General features: G+C 57.6%; 6 protein-coding genes and 8 pseudogenes. 3 read left to right on the forward strand and 11 right to left on the reverse strand.

What is annotated here, in order from left to right; translation table 11 throughout:
* Positions 1–141, forward strand: a 141-nt coding sequence (locus ACMX3H_RS12855; RefSeq protein WP_415211123.1) for a transposase domain-containing protein, incomplete at its 5' end; no start/stop codon positions are given.
* 22 nt (positions 142–163) lie between these two features.
* Here ACMX3H_RS12855 and ACMX3H_RS12860 read toward each other — a convergent pair.
* From ACMX3H_RS12860 to asd, 3 genes and pseudogenes are all read right to left on the reverse strand, one after another.
* Positions 164–1,009: pseudogene (locus ACMX3H_RS12860) on the reverse strand (alpha-amylase family glycosyl hydrolase); the annotation flags it as partial.
* Positions 1,006–3,195 (reverse strand): annotated as a pseudogene (glgB, locus tag ACMX3H_RS12865) (1,4-alpha-glucan branching protein GlgB). The pseudogenes glgB and ACMX3H_RS12860, both read right to left, overlap by 4 nt.
* 688 nt (positions 3,196–3,883) lie before the next feature.
* A complete protein-coding gene (asd, locus tag ACMX3H_RS12870) occupies positions 3,884–4,990 on the reverse strand; it encodes an aspartate-semialdehyde dehydrogenase (protein ID WP_415211118.1) in 1,107 nt (368 codons plus the stop codon).
* A gap of 209 nt (positions 4,991–5,199) precedes the next feature.
* Between asd and ACMX3H_RS12875 the strand changes: the two genes are divergently transcribed.
* A complete protein-coding gene (locus ACMX3H_RS12875) occupies positions 5,200–5,793 on the forward strand; it encodes a YhgN family NAAT transporter (protein ID WP_415211119.1) in 594 nt (197 codons plus the stop codon).
* Between the two features lie 137 nt (positions 5,794–5,930).
* On the opposite strand, the pseudogene ACMX3H_RS12880 reads toward ACMX3H_RS12875, so the two are convergent.
* The 8 genes and pseudogenes from ACMX3H_RS12880 to pldA all read right to left on the reverse strand — a co-directional run.
* A pseudogene (locus ACMX3H_RS12880) lies at positions 5,931–7,184 on the reverse strand (gluconate transporter).
* 297 nt (positions 7,185–7,481) lie between these two features.
* Positions 7,482–8,479: pseudogene (gntR, locus tag ACMX3H_RS12885) on the reverse strand (gluconate operon transcriptional repressor GntR).
* Between the two features lie 76 nt (positions 8,480–8,555).
* Positions 8,556–9,250 (reverse strand): annotated as a pseudogene (locus ACMX3H_RS12890) (pirin family protein).
* Positions 9,251–9,508: 258 nt separating this feature from the next.
* Positions 9,509–10,311: pseudogene (yigL, locus tag ACMX3H_RS12895) on the reverse strand (sugar/pyridoxal phosphate phosphatase YigL).
* 46 nt (positions 10,312–10,357) lie between these two features.
* Positions 10,358–11,344 (reverse strand): lysophospholipase L2, encoded by a 987-nt coding sequence (gene pldB / locus ACMX3H_RS12900; protein ID WP_415211120.1) that lies wholly within the window; start codon positions 11,342–11,344, stop codon positions 10,358–10,360.
* A 23-nt stretch (positions 11,345–11,367) separates the two neighbouring features.
* Positions 11,368–11,991 carry a threonine export protein RhtC gene (gene rhtC, locus ACMX3H_RS12905; RefSeq protein ID WP_415211121.1) on the reverse strand — a complete coding sequence of 208 codons (624 nt, stop codon included), beginning with the start codon at positions 11,989–11,991 and terminating at the stop codon, positions 11,368–11,370.
* 101 nt (positions 11,992–12,092) lie between these two features.
* The gene (gene recQ / locus ACMX3H_RS12910) at positions 12,093–13,934 is read right to left on the reverse strand and encodes an ATP-dependent DNA helicase RecQ (protein ID WP_415211122.1); all 1,842 of its coding nucleotides are present in this window, start codon (positions 13,932–13,934) and stop codon (positions 12,093–12,095) included.
* A 64-nt stretch (positions 13,935–13,998) separates the two neighbouring features.
* A pseudogene (gene pldA, locus ACMX3H_RS12915) lies at positions 13,999–14,730 on the reverse strand (phospholipase A); the annotation flags it as partial.
* 121 nt (positions 14,731–14,851) lie between these two features.
* Between pldA and istA the strand changes: the two are divergent.
* A pseudogene (gene istA / locus ACMX3H_RS12920) lies at positions 14,852–15,619 on the forward strand (IS21 family transposase); the annotation flags it as partial.

Raw genomic sequence — 15,619 nt, forward strand, 5'->3', positions numbered from 1 at the left:
TATACGCTGATCGGCAGTTGCAAACTGAACGGCGTGGAGCCGGAAGCGTATCTGCGCCATGTGCTGGCGATTATCGCGGATCATCCCATCAATAAAATCAAAGAGCTCCTGCCGTGGAACCTCACCATCCCTGCTGAATAACTGTCAATACGGCGCTGGGCGTACGCTTACACAGCACCGGCCCGAACCGATCCAGTTCCGCGCTGTGGTTGAACACCACATCCAGCAGGACCTCAATGCCGGCACCGTGCAGCGCCAGCACCATATCGCGGAATTCGTTCAGCGCGCTTTGCCCCTGCTGGCCCGCGGTATAAGCGGGTTCCACCACGCAGGGGGCCAGCACGTTATAGCCCTAGTAATTAGACAGCGCCTGGCGCTGCAGCCGCTGCTCATGGGCATGCTGCTGCACCGGCAACAATTCAACGGCGGTAATGCCGAGGGAGCGTAGGTACGCCAACATATGCGGATGAGCCAGGCCGGCATAGGTCCCGCGCAGCGCGGCGGGGATGGCGGGGTGTAGCCGGGTGAGGCCGCGCACGTGGGCTTCATAGATCACCGTTTTCCCCCAGGGCACCGCCGGCGGCGTATCGCCGTGCCAGTCATAATCGAGCGCCACCACCCGGCATTTGGGAACATAGGGCGCACTGTCGGTGGGATCTGGCTGCTAGCCCGCGTCCAGCAGCGCCGGATGGTCGCCGACCTCCCCTTCCAGCACGTAAGCGCAGGGATCGATAACCAGTTTCGCCGGATTGAAACGGTGGCTATCGCCGGGGGCAAAAGGGCCATGGAGCCGGAAACCGTAGCGCAGGCCCGCACCGGCGCCGGCCAGATGGCCGTGCCAGCGATCGCCGCTGCGGCCGGGTAATTCCCACTGCTGCTCGCCGCCCTGCTCATCGAATACGCACAGCACCACCCGCTCTGCATGGGCGGAAAAAAGGCAGAAATTGACGCCGGCGCCGTCAATACGGGCGCCAAGGTACTCAGGGGACCCCGCCGTCAGCGCCGTCATTCCCCCTCCCGCAGCAAAAAGAGGGTCGCCAGCGGCGGCAACGTCAGAGACAGAGAATAGCCGTGGTAATGCCAGGGGACCGGCTCACTGTGAATTTCGCCCTGATTCCCCGTATTACTACCATTGTAATAACCCGAGTCGGTGTTCAGCACCTCATGCCAACGGCCGCCGTGGGGGACGCCAATGCGATAACCTTGGCGCGGCACCGGGGTAAAATTAGTGACCACCAGCATTTCATTGCCGGCGTTGTCGCGGTGCAGGAAGGTAAATACCGAGTTTTCTTGGTCGTCAGACACCAGCCACTGAAAGCCGGAAAACGTATAATCGCACTCGTAGAGCGGCGGATGACTGCGATAGCATTGATTCAAATCGCGCACCAGCCGCTGCACGCCGGCATGGTAACCGCTTTCATCGTCCAGCAAATGCCAGTCCAGGCTAATATCGTGGTTCCATTCTCGCCGCTGGGCAAATTCGTTACCCATAAACAGCAGCTTCTTACCAGGATGGCCCCACATAAAGCCGTAATAGGCGCGCAGATTGGAGAACTTTTGCCAATCGTCGCCGGGCATACGTCCCAGAATGGACCCTTTGCCATGCACCACCTCATCGTGGGACAGCGGCAGCACAAAATTCTCGCTGTAGGCATAGACCATGCTGAAGGTCATTTGATGATGATGGTATTTGCGATGCACCTGATCGAGCTGCATGCATATAGTGCAGCGTGTCGTTCATCCAGCCCATATTCCATTTATAATGGAACCCCAGCCCGCCGGCGTCCGGGTGACGCCGGAAAAAGAGGTGGACTCCTCCGCCACGGTGACCGCGCCGTCACGCTGCGTGCCGACGGTATGGTTGGTGTAGCGCAGAAAGGCGATGGCCTCCAGATTTTCATTGCCGCCATAAAAGTTGGGCACCCACTCACCGGCGGCGCGGCTATAATCGCGGTAAATCATTGACTCCACCGCGTCGACCCGCAACCCGTCGAGGCCATAACGTTCCAGCCAGAACAGCGCGTTGCCGGCCAGATAGTTACGCACTTCGTTACGACCGTAATTGTAAATCAGCGTATTCCAGTCCTGATGACGCCCTTCTTTCGGATCGGCGTATTCGTACAGCGCCGTGCCGTCAAATTGCGCCAGCCCGAACTCGTCGCTCGGGAAATGGCCCGGCACCCAGTCCAGCAGCACGTTCAGCCCGGCCTGATGGGCGGCAGCAATTAGCGTGCGAAAATCCTCCGGCGTGCCGAAGCGACGAGTCGGGGCATAAATGCCAAGGGGCTGATATCCCCAGCTGCCGTCAAAAGGGTGTTCATTAATCGGCAGCAATTCGATATGGGTAAAACCCATATACTTCACGTAGCCGACCAATTACTCCGCTAGCTCCAAATAACTGAGCCAGAAATTATTCTCGGCGTGGCGGCGCCAGGAGCCAAGATGCACTTCATAAATGGCGATAGGCTGGTTCATCGCATTGGCCTGGCGGCGTGCCGCGTCAGGCGGATCCACCGCCGGCGGCAATCCCCGCGTCAGCGACGCCGTGTCCGGACGCATCTGCGCCTCAAAAGCGTAGGGATCGGCTTTGAGCCGCGTCTGCCCGTGGCAATCGATGATTTCATATTTGTATAATTGGCCAAGGGTTACCGCCGGCAGAAATAATTCCCAGATGCCGTTTTCCCGCCGCTGGCGCATCGGATGGCGGCGGCCATCTCAAAAATTAAACTCCCCGACCACCGAAACCCGCCGCGCGTTGGGCGCCCAAACGGCGAAACGCATGCCGGCGACGACGTCATCGAGAACTTCAGGATGTGCCCCCAGCCGTTCCCAGGGACGCAAATGGGTGCCTTCCGCCAATAACCAACTGTCAATATCCTGCAATAAAGGACCGAAACGATAAGGATCCTCGATAAGATAAGTATGCTCATGCCAGGTGACGGCCAGTCGATAATGAAAAGGATTTTTACGCCGTGGAATCAGCGCGCTAAAACAGCCGCGCGGATCATCACAATTTAAATCTGTGACTCGGCGCCCATTTTTAGCCTCTATTACCGAGACCGCGCTGGCATCCGGCAATAACGCGCGTACCACCAAACCCGCCTCGGTTTGATGCATGCCCAATAAAGAAAACGGATCGGCATAATGGCCGGCCACCAGTGTGGTAATAACATCTTGGTCGGGATATCCTGCCATGTTTTCTTCCTTTGCTTACTCCATGAAATAAAAGGATATTGCAAAAAGATAAAGGGTTAAAACCTACCAGCCAGCACGCTCTCGCACCGTCAGCCGCGCGCGCGGCGGCACGTTGGCGGTTAACGTACGTGACAAGGGAGCAGAAAGTTTCCATACGAGAGACAATTACGACGAGAACGTAATCATGTAACTCTAAATAATAAGCATAGACAAATGTTTACGGCGCGTTCAGGCTTTCTTAACGAAATTTTTTATTAACTATTAATCCTATGAAAAACTTAACTTCGCACAGTTAAATTTTTTATCAGCCAAAAAAACACGTTGGCGACAGGTGTTGCATCAAACACAATGAATGACGGGCGCCCGCGGATCGCTAATCAACGGATGAGCGGAGAGTATCGCCGCGCTGGCCTGCGCCGATGACGGGAGATGCCGGCCATACTCTGGCGCGGGCGCGTCATGCGCGCCATCTTTCCTCATTGCGCTGGGACATTAAAATATCAGCCTACCTAAATCGCCGGCGCCCCATGGCGCTTAAAGTGCCACAGGCATTAGCCCGGCGCTGGTCGCGCATGGAGGCGGAAAACGAAAGCAGGGGGGGGGGGGGGCGTGCGCGAGTGGAAGTATACCCGGCGGCACGGCGAAAGGCGACTATCCGCCCCTCGCATCACGCGTCGAGCGGCGGATTTTAGTGAGATAACTGGCGTAGCATGCGGCGCAGGGGTTCGGCGGCGCCCCACAACAGCTGATCGCCGACGGTAAAGGCCGAAAGATACTCCGGCCCCATGTTCAATTTACGCAGCCGGCCGACCGGCGTTTTCAGCGTGCCGGTCACCGCCGCCGGCGTCAATTCCCGCATCGACAGTTCACGATCGTTAGGCACCACGGTCACCCAGTCATTATGGGTTGCCAGCAAACGTTCAATTTCCGCCAGCGGCACATCCTTCTTTAGCTTCAGCGTAAACGCCTGGCTATGGCAGCGTAGGGCGCCGATGCGCACGCACAGTCCATCCACCGGAATCGCCTGACGGGTGTTGAGAATTTTGTTGGTTTCCACCTGGCCTTTCCACTCTTCTCGGCTCTGGTCGTTTTCCAGTTGCTTATCAATCCAGGGGATCAGGCTACCAGCCAGCGGCACGCCAAAATTATCCGTCGGCAGGGTGCCGCTGTGGGTCAGCTCGGTGACCCGGCGCTCGATGTCCAGAATGGCCGATGCCGGGTTTTGCAGCGGTTTGGCTACCGCGTCGTGCAATTGGCCCATTTGTACCAGGAGTTCACGCATATGGCGCGACCCGCCGCCGGATGCCGCCTGATAGGTGGCAACCGAGGCCCATTCCACCAAATCCTGGGCAAACAACCCACCCAGCGACATCAGCATCAGGCTCACGGTGCAGTTGCCGCCGACAAACGTCTTGATGCCGTGATCCAGGCCCTGCTGGATCACCGACTGATTAACGGGATCGAGGATGATAATCGCGTCATCGCGCATACGCAGCGACGACGCTGCATCAATCCAATAGCCCTGCCAGCCGATTTCACGCAGCCGCGGATAGATTTCGTTGGTATAATCGCCGCCCTGGCAAGTGACGATAATGTCCAGCGCGCTGAGCGCCGCCAGATCCCGGGCATCCTGCAGCACGCCCTGCTGGCCGTTGACCGCCGGCGCGGGCTGACCATGTTGGGAGGTGGAAAAAAATACCGGGCGGATGGCGTCAAAATCGCGCTCTTCGGTCATGCGCTGCATCAGCACTGAACCGACCATACCGCGCCAGCCGATAAAACCAACGTTTTTCATGTTTAACTGTCCTGCCGTAGGGGGGGTGACAAACTATTACGCGTGCTCTTACTGCACAGCGTCAGCAGGATACACTCTGTCCACCATACAAAATGTGGCCGAAATGCCGCAAGTGAAATTATTCGATTTTAAGCCCTTTTTCAGCAGCGGCGCTTATACTCATCCCCTGCCGTTGCCGGGGCGCCGGCGCTGATGACGTCGAGGTAATAATGAGTGAAATGATATCGGCCACCGTTTTATTATTTTTGATTATGGATCCCTTGGGCAATCTGCCGATATTCATGTCGGTGCTTAAACATCTGGAGCCGAAGCGGCGGCACGTTATCATCATCCGGGAGATGCTGATAGCGCTACTTCTGATGCTGATTTTTCTGTTTGCCGGCGAACATATTTTGTCGTTTCTCAGCCTGCGCACCGAAACGGTATCCATCTCCGGCGGCATTATTCTCTTTTTGATCGCTATCAAAATGATTTTTCCTTCCCAGGAAGGCAACAGTACCGGCCTGCCGGCGGGGGAAGAGCCGTTTTTGGTGCCGCTGGCGATCCCGCTGGTCGCCGGCCCCTCAATCCTGGCGGCGCTGATGCTGTTATCGCATCAATATCCACTACAAATCAACCATTTGGTCCTGGCTTTACTCATCGCCTGGGGTCTGTCGGTCGTCATCCTGATGCTGTCCAACGTCTTTTTGCGGTTGCTGGGGAGTAAAGGGGTCAACGCGCTTGAGCGGCTCATGGGGTTATTGTTAGTCATGATCTCGACTCAGATGTTCCTGGACGGCGTACGCGCCTATCTGCGCGTCTAGGGATGGGAGGCAACATCGTCAATCATTAGGCCGGACGAGACGACCGCCCGCTCAAGAAGCGGCAGGCGGTCGATTGGCATAACCCGGCCTAGCGGGCAGACTGCCGGGCCGGACTGCGCGAGCGTAGGCGGTGAAGGTTAAATTACCATATTCAGCAGCAGACAGCCCACCAGGCCGCAGACCGCGATGATGGTTTCCAGCACCGACCAGGAGCGGATAGTTTCACCGATGGTCAGGTTGAAATACTCCTTGAACAGCCAGAAGCCGGGATCGTTGACGTGGGAAAAGATCACGCTGCCGGAGCCGACGGCGATAACCATCAGCTCGGGACTAACGCCGGTGGTGGCGATAAGTGGCGCGGCGATGGTCCAGGCGAGCAGCAGCGGAGAAATGGTGCTGCCTTCCATCAGCGAGGCGATGTATTTATCCACGCCGCTGTCAACCAACACTTGTTTAAACGCCCCGCCGCCGCCGATGATCAACAGTATCATGGCGATGATTTTTATGGAATCGGTAATGGTACCCATTACTTCATCCATACTGCGGCCCCGATTAAGACCAAAGGTGAAAATGGCAATCAGCACCGCGATAAGCGTAGCCATAATGGGATCACCGAAGAACTCGGTGTAAGCCAAGATGGGATTGCCTGCCGGCAGCAGCATTTCGGTGATGGCGCGCAGCGCCATTAATACCACCGGCACCAGCGAAGTCCAGACGCTGACGGCAAAGCTCGGCATTTCCTGCTCGGTAAATTTTTTCGGATTGTACAGACCTTCCGGCACCGGCTTGTCGATATGGCGCAGAAATTGCGAATACACCGGACCGGCCAGGATGACCGTCGGGATGGCGAGGATAGTGCCGTACAACAGGGTCTTACCCATATCGGCGTGGAAAATGGCGGCGATGGCGGTGGGGCCGGGGGGGGGCGGCAGGAAACCATGCGTCACCGACAGCGCGGCGGCCATCGGCACGCCTACGTAAAGCAGCGAGATACGCGCGTTGGCGGCGATGCTGAACACCAGCGGCAGCATCAGCACAAAACCAATCTCGTAAAACAGCACGAAACCGACGGTGAAGCCCGTTAATACCACCGCTCACTGAATATAGTGTTGACCAAATTTGTCGATAAGCGTGGTGGCGATACGTTGAGCCCCGCCGCAATCCGCCAGCAGTTTACCCAGCATGGCGCCGAAGCCCATGATCAGCGCCAGGCTACCGAGCGTGCCGCCTACGCCGTTTTTGATCGACCCGATGACTTTATTGACCGGCATGCCCTGCAGGACCCCTACCGCCAGCGCAACCAGGATTAAGGCGATAAAACCGTTTAATTTGAAACGGATCATCAGGAGCAACAACAGTGCTACACCAATGGCAACAATAAAAAGTGGCATGATAATTCCCCAATGGATATCTGTCCGGACCGGCATTTCGCGTGTCGGTCAATCGGTGATAGTCTTCAAATCATATCGTACGAGATGATGTTATCGATATCATGATACCGGTAACATCGCACGCTAAGGAATGCATGGGGGAACTATATTAGCGTTTTGGGAGCGGGATCATATTCTGACCCGGGGCGCAGGGCCAGAGACTTTCACCGCCCGGTTAGGATCAGGTATGGAGAAGAGCACCTCTATTGCCGCTAACGTTCGTGAGCGGCGACGTCACCTATCCGCGCTCCGGGGTTGTCAGATACTTTCGCCCGCCAGTAACGTGGAACCCACGTCGATTTGCCCATCGCCGCGCGGTTCACCCCGCAAGCGGGCCAGCAGGCAGTCGGCGCTCAGGCGCCCCATTTCCTCGCGGGGGGTGAGTACGCTGGCCAAGTGCGGATGGACTACCCGGGAGAAGTCGTGGCCGTGGAAGCCGGCGATCACCATCTTATCGGGTACGGCGATCCCCTGGCGCTGGCATTCAAATAGCGCGCCAATGGCCAGGTCGTCGTTGGTGCTGATGATACCGTTAATGCCGTGATACTCCCGCTGCGCCTGGCGCAGCAACTCCACGCCGGCGGTATAATTGGAGGAATCCGCCATCATGACGCTATATGCTGGCAGGCCGGCATCGCGCATGACTTGCTCATACCCCTGCTGTTTGATGGATTGTACGCTCATCCTGCCGGGCGCCGAAGTACACCACCTGACGGTGTCCCCGCTCGATAATCAGACGGGTCATCTGCCGGGCCGCCTCGAAATTATCGAAACCCACGGCCATATCCAGACAAGGTGAAACGCAATCCATGATCTCCACCACCGGGATGCCGGCCACTTCGATCATTTTCAGCGTGCGGGGAGTGTGATGGCGTTCGGACAGTATAAGGCCGTCAATATTATAAGACAGCAGCGAGGTCAGCCGTAGCTCTTCCAGCTCCGGTGAATAACCGTAGTGTGCCAGCATGGTCTGATAGCCGTTGGCATCGGTAACCTGTTCGATGCCGCGCAGGACTTCGGCGAAAACTTGGTTGGTCAGCGAAGGCAGTAGAACGCCGATAGTGCGGCTGGTAGCATTGGAGAGAATATCCGGCGCCCGATTAGGAATATAGCCCAGCCTGTCAAGCGCCGCGGCAATTTTTGCCTGCAGCGCCTGGGGAAACCCGATCCGGATCGCGCAGATAGCGGCTTACCGTCATTTTGGTGACCCCAACCTGATCGGCAACATCCTGCAGTCCCGGCCTTTTTTTCTTCATTATTAACTTGTTAACCTCCGCCGACGATTCAGCCAAGTTTAACAAAAAAAAGCATTGCCGAGTATTTTTATCCCGGTTAAACAGACGGCAGATCAAACAGCAGTACTTCGCTGTCGTCGTGCGCCGCCAGCGTGATACGGCTTTCATCCCACACCGCCAGCGCATCGCCGGCCGCCAACGTCTGCTCATTCACCGTCAACGCGCCGGCGATCACCTGTAACCACAGCCGCCGGCCAGGCGCTATCGGCAGAGCGTCCGACCGGCCGTGTGGGAGCGCCCAACGGGTCAGAGTCATATCCTGGAACACCCGCAACGAGCGTCGCGGGCATCCGGCGATAGCACCAGCTGGTGGCCTTCGGTCGCCGCGAAGCGGCGTTGTTCGTAGCGCGGCTGCAGACCGTTTTGTGCCGGCAATATCCAAATTTGATAGAGATGCAGGAACGCATCGTCGCGGGCATTGTATTCGGAGTGCCGTATCCCGGTTCCGGCGTTCATGAACTGAAACTCGCCGGAGTGAATCTGTGCCTGATTGCCTATACTATCCCGGTGCGCCACCGTACCGGACAGCACGTAGGTCAAAATCTCCATGTCTTTATGGGGGTGGGTGCCAAAGCCTTCTCCGGGGGTGATGATATCTTCGTTGATCACCCTCAGCGCGGAAAAACCCATAAAATCGGGATGATAGTAATCGGCAAAGGAAAAACTATGCCGGCTGGTCAGCCACTCATGCTGGGCATAGCCGCGATCGTGGGCGGCACGTAGAAAGTTTATGTTCAATTCTCCTCACTATTTTCCTCCAGTCTATGCGCGACACAGCAGAATAATAGCGGAAAAATATCATCGCTAAGTTCAAAAAAATAGAACAATATGGGCGGCAGAGGGGGCCAAACGCGGGCAAAAAAAGCCAGCGCACAGGCTGTCTGAAATTACTGGAAGCAATGTGAGCAATGCCATGCTCCCGTGCCAGTATCACAATGGCCGGTAGCATAGAAATAGCAATCATTATTATTCGCATTTGTAAAGAATTTTTTATTCTTCTCCCAGATACATCGCGCGTAGGTAACGGGGGACCGCGTCGTCCTCGTTGCTGCCGATGACGTCCAGGGCCGGCAATGTGTCCTTAAGGCGCTGCTGGGCATTTTGCATAATGCAGCCTTTGCCAGCCATCGCCAGCATCTCTTGGTCATTCATCCCGTCGCCGAAGGAGATGCAATCCTTAAGTTGATATCCGAGCAGGCCGGCCACCTGCCGCCGCGCGTGGCCTTTGGAAACCCCGCCCGCCATGACCTCCAGACAAACCGGCAAGGAGAAGCTGACGTTGACCCGATCGCCCCAGCGGGCGTTGAGCTCCTCTTCCAATACCAGCAGCCGCTGATGGTCGTCGCAGGTGAAATACACTTTGCAAATGCCGTCGGTGGGCAGCGCCCCTTGCTGATACACCTGATATTTGAATGTGGATTCGCGGAAAAAATCTTCCTGATCGGCGCGATTACGGTTCATAAACCATTCATCATTGCGAAAGACATTCGTCAGGATTTTCGGATCCTGATGCACTACGCTAAACAACTCCGCGGCGATATCTTCGTCAAAATTGTGGGAGAAGATCAGTTCGCCGGCGGTGTTGGTTGTGTACCCGTGCACCGTTAGAGGTGATCATATAGGCGTCAATCTCGAGATTGGCGCGCATCTGCGCCACGTCCACATGGTGGCGGCCGGTGGCGAACACGAAGTGGATCCCGCGTGCGGTCAGGAGTTGCAGAGTTTGTTTGGCGTAGGGGGTGAGCCGGTGAAAGCAGTGTGCCATCAAGATCGGACGCAACAATATGGAACATGGGGCGATAAAACCTCTGGTGTACGCGGCGAAACCAGCGCCGCAGATTAATGATACCGCATAAAGAAATCAGCGATTAACGTGAGAGCCTGCGCGCGCAGCGGGTCAGTCTCGAATAAAATTTCGTGACGCGCGCCCGTAATCGTTATCGGGCCGTTATTTTCACAGGAATGACCCGCCAGGGCCATGGCCTGGCAGAACGGCCGGTGGCTGCGGTTATCCACGATTTTGTCTTCTCCGGCCTGCAGCAGCAGCACCGGCGTGGTAATGGCGCCGGCCTGTGCCATCACCTGCTCCCCGGCCAGTATCCCCTCGCGCCCCCAGTGGTAGGTGGGGCCGCCCAGTTGCAGCTCCGGATAATCGGCGTAGTAGCGCAGGTTGCGGCGATAGTGTTGGTCGCTGTGCGTCAGCATGTTGACCGTGAACGGCCGGGGCCGCCAGGCGCCGGTGCCTACCGCGTAGCGATCGCGCATGGCCGGCCGCAGTTCCGCCCACTCCAGAATACGCCAGGCCAGCCAGCGCGGCATCGGCAACCGCAGCCCGAACATCGGCGCGCACAGCGCGGCAGCGTGGCAGGCGTCCGGCTGCTCAGCCAGAAACAGCGCGAGAATGACGCCACCCATGGAGTGCGCCAGCGCAAAGCGTCTACGGTAGCCGGCCGATTGGACAATCCGTTGCCAGAAGCGGGCGAAATCGCTGACGTAATCGGCGAATTGCAATACGTGACCGCGGTGGGGGTCTGCCAGCAGTCTGCCGGAAAGCCCTTGTCCACGGTGATCGATGATCATCACATCATAGCCGTACTGGAACAGATCATAGGCCACTTCCGGATATTTGACATAGCTTTCAATGCGGCCGGTGCTGATGACCACCACTTTATTATGGCCGGGGGCGCAAAAGCGCACAAAGCGAATCGGCAGCGCCTGCGCGCCGGCAAATTCGCCTTCTTCACGCTCGCGCCAAAAATCCAGCAGCTCGCCGTTGGAGAACGCGGTGAATTGCCGTTCACGGGTTAGCCACTGGGCATTACGCACCCGGCACATTGCCCGGCGGCGCCTTAGCGCGACAAAATAAGGTTAATGCCGAAGCCTGCAAACAACACGCCGGCCACGTCATCAATCCAGCGCGCCAGACGCTGATAACCCCGGCGCATCGCCGGCAGGGCCAACACTACCGCTACCAGGGAAAACCACAGTAAGGTTTCACCCAAAATCAGGGCAAATATCCCAAAGCGGGCGCCGGCGTCGATATTATCGCCGACGAAGAGCGAAAATACGCTGCCGAAATAGATAACCGCCTTGGGATTGGCCAGGTTGGTGAGAAGGCCGCGTAAAAAGCGATGCTCACGGCCGCCGTCAGCGGCAACGGCCGGGGGGTTGGCATCCGCCGGGGCCTGCCGACGCGCCGCCCGCAGCAGTTGCCAGCCCATCCAGCAAAGGTACAGACCGCCGCCGAGGGTAATGAGGTTATGCAGCCAGGCCATACGGCTTAAAAGCAGATGCAACCCCAGCAGAGCCACCGCCGCCCAGATGGCCACCCCGAGGGTGATGCCCATGACGCCGTACATCGCCTGGCGGTGCGAGCGGCTGGCGGCGGTCTGCGAGACGAAAAAGAAATCCGGACCGGGGGACATCAGGGCGATCAAATGCACCAACGCCACGGTGGCAAACAGCATTAACATACCTTTCCTGCTCCTAAAATAAAACGCCGGGGCAGCATGCCTCGCGCGTCAGTGGATGACTGTCCCGCCAAACCGCGGCCCGCCTCCCGGCCTGGACGCGCTTAGCACACGGGCAGATGCGGATCCTCGTCGGACAGGTGTTCGCGGATAAGGGCCAGGAACGGTAGTCCGAAACGTTCCAGTTTTCGATTCCCCACCCCATTGATCCGCAGCATCTGGCCGCTGTCGGTGGGCAATTGCTCGGCCATCTCCAGCAGCGTGGCGTCGTTGAACACCACATAGGGCGGGACGTTGGCTTCGTCCGCCAGCGTCTCGCGCAGCTTACGCAGTTTGGCGAATAACGGGCGATCGTAATTGCCGCCGTAAGTTTTGGGGGCCGAGCGTGTTTTCAAATTGGTCACCCGCGGCTCCGCCAGCATCAATGCCACCTCGCCCCTGAGCACCGGCCGCGCGGACTCCGTCAACTGCAACGCCGAATGCTGGGTGATATTCTGACTGACCATCCCCAGATGGATCAATTGCCGCAGCACGCTTATCCAATGCTCATTGCTGCGGTCGCGGCCGATACCGTATATCGGCAGCCGATCGTGCGCGTTTTCCCGAATGCGCTGGCTGTTGGCGCCTCTGAGCACCTCGACGACATACGCCATACCGAAACGCTGCCCGCCCCGGTAAATGCAGGAGAGTGCTTTACGTGTCTCCTCCAGCCCATCGTAGCGCTTGGGCGGATCGAGGCAAATATCACAGTTGCCGCACGCCATTTGACGGCCTTCGCCAAAATAATTCAGCAGCACCAGCCGCCTGCAGGTCTGAGCCTCGGCAAAAGCGCCCATGGCGTTTAGCTTATGGCGCTCGATATCCTGCTGCTGGCCGGCGGGTTTTTCTTCCAGGCAGCGCCGCAGCCAGGCCATGTCCGCCGGATCGTAGAGCAAGATGGCTTCGGCCGGCAGACTGTCGCGACCGGCGCGGCCGGTTTCCTGATAATACGATTCGATGGTGCGCGGGATATCAAAATGCAGCACAAAACGCACATTGGGCTTATTGATCCCCATCCCGAACGCGCCCGTCGCCACCACGACCTGCAAATCATCGCGCTGAAACGCTTCTTGCACCTGGGCGCGGCGTTCGTTTTCCAGGCCAGCGTGATATGCGGCCACGCTGATGCCACGGCTTTGCAACCGCGCGCTCAGATCTTCCACCCGCGAACGGCTGTTGCAATAAATAATGCCGCTCTTGCCGCGCTTACGCACAAAGTGCCATAGCTGCTCAAACGGCTTGTATTTCTCCACCAGCGTGTAGCGAATATTGGGGCGGTCAAAGCTGCTGACCTGGATCAGCGGATCGCGCAAATCCAGCAGACGCAGGATATCCTGCCGCGTGGCCTCGTCCGCGGTGGTGGTCAGCGCCAAAAACGGCAGCGTCGCGAAATGGCGTTTGATTTGCCCGAGCGCGCGGTATTCCGGGCGGAAATAGTGTCCCCATTGCGAAATGCAGTGCGCCTCGTCCACCGCTATCATCGCCAGCCGCCACTGTTGCAGTTGCTCGAGCATGTTGTCCATCATCAGACGCTCGGGCGCGATATACAACATCTTAATGCGCCCGCTGCTGCGGCACGCGGCCATCACCTCGTACTGCTGCTCGCGGCTTTGGGTAGAATTCAGACAGGCCGCCGCCACGCCATTGGCCAGCAGTTGATCGACCTGATCCTTCATCAGCGAAATCAGCGGCGAAACCACAAGCGTCAGCCCATCCATCACCAGGGCGGGGATTTGATAGCACAGCGATTTACCGCCGCCGGTGGGCATAACCACCAGGCAGTCGCGGCCGCTGAGAACCGCGTGAATGATCGCTTGCTGGCCCGGCCGAAACTGCTGGTAGCCAAAGGTGTCGTGCAACACCTGCTCCGCCAGCGCTTCCCGCTGGATTATTTCCGCCGTAGACATATCTGCTCCAACTTTGTCTTCAGACGGGCGCCGCAGGCGGCGCCCGTGGTTAAGTCCCTATGGATTACATCATATCATTAAGCATAAAGCCCATCCCTATACGGGTCTGCCGATGATTATAATCGATTAGCGACTCGCCATAGCCGCTAAACAGCTGGGTATAAAAACGTACGTGGCGGCTAACGGGATAGCTTCAACCCAGTTGCGCGCCGCCGTAGCCGCTGTTCCAGTTGTAGCGCCCTTCCGCGCTAAAGATGCTCTCACCCCAGGCATAGCCTATCTTCAGTCGGTAGTGGCCCATGTACTTGATAATATCGGGGTTATCGCTGCCGTCGTCCAGCCGCAGCCAGGGTTTGACTTCCACCTGACAGTTGCCGTTTTGCGCCATCAACCGCGTATAGGCGCGGTTCCAGCTGCGCGACATAGGATCCGAGCGGCCGTTGGACTGATGGTTCAGGCCCATTTCCACATCGCGTAAGGTCCAGCCTGCGAAATCATAATCCGTTGCCCAGCCAATGAACAGCGGCGGTTCATAGTTGGTCTCACGAAAGGGCGACGATTCATCGCTGTTGGATAACTGCCACCAGGAGCGCTGGGTGTAAGAGGCGCCCAAAAGCGAGTTATCCCCCGCGATGCCGCGCCACAGCGGAAACCCCAGGCTCAATTGGAACGCCACTTCATCTTTCTTGGCGTTATTGGCCCAATCGTAGCTGCTTATCGCCTGTTTGTTGATGTTGCTGGTATAGGTGTAGAGCAAGTAGTTGCTCTCGTACGGGTACAACGTGAAGGGATTGTTGCTGGTTCCGGTCACGCCCGATCACTGATTCCGGTCGCCCGATCAGCGATTCCGATTCTGTCCGATCGCTCATCTTCTGTTCCGCCATACTCTGGAGACTTTTAGCTTCCGGGGGTATGGCATGGCACGTAAAAAAAAGAACGCGAAAACAGAAATATGCATCTATATCAATGTATTACGCATTAAATTTGAGCAGCGTCGCTCGAATCGCAGCAGCGCTCGGCATCGGCTGTACCACAGTGAACGATATCCTCGGCCGATTCACGGTAGCTAACCTGGTCTGGCCATTGCCGGCGGAAATGTCCCCCGTCGACGTCGACCGCCTGCTCTATCCCGGCAAATTCGGCAAGGCTATCAAGACCTTACCAAGCTGGCTTGATATCGATACCGAGTTAAGCCGCAAGGGCGTGACCAAACAGCTGTTCTGGATGGAATATCAGGCCGCCGTGGGCGGTGATGCCCTCGGCTACTCACAGTTCTATGCACTGTTCCGTGACTGGAAAAAGAAGCAGCGGCGTTCCATGCGCATGGAGCACAAGGCCGGTGAAAAGCTCTTCATCGACTTCTGTGGCCCCACCGTATCTATCTGTCAACCCTGCGACCGGTAGCGTACGCCAGGCCGCTATCTTCGTCGCTGCCATGGGCGTATCAGGCTATGCGTATATCGAAGCCTGTGAAGGCCAGGACATGGCATCGTGGCTCAACGCCAATAGCCGCTGCCTGCACTTCATGGGTGGGGTTCCGGAGCTGCTGATACCTGATAATCTGCGCAGCGCTGTCCGCACCCCTGACCGCTATGAGCCGGTCATAAACCAGAGCTACCAGGCGCTGGCAAATCACTATGAGACAGTGGTGCTACCGGCGCGCCCGCGAAAACCGAAAGACAAGG

The sequence above is a fragment of the Sodalis sp. (in: enterobacteria) genome, assembly GCF_047607725.1.
Taxonomy (GTDB): domain Bacteria; phylum Pseudomonadota; class Gammaproteobacteria; order Enterobacterales; family Enterobacteriaceae; genus JBLKSS01.

What these genes read in the sequence shown, in the direction of transcription:
- ACMX3H_RS12875 (WP_415211119.1), top strand. Translation starts at nt 5,200, where the DNA reads ATGAGTGAAATGATATCGGCCACCGTTTTATTATTTTTGATTATGGAT.
- rhtC (WP_415211121.1), bottom strand. Translation starts at nt 11,991, where the DNA reads ATGTTAATGCTGTTTGCCACCGTGGCGTTGGTGCATTTGATCGCCCTG.
- asd (WP_415211118.1), bottom strand. Translation starts at nt 4,990, where the DNA reads ATGAAAAACGTTGGTTTTATCGGCTGGCGCGGTATGGTCGGTTCAGTG.
- recQ (WP_415211122.1), bottom strand. Translation starts at nt 13,934, where the DNA reads ATGTCTACGGCGGAAATAATCCAGCGGGAAGCGCTGGCGGAGCAGGTG.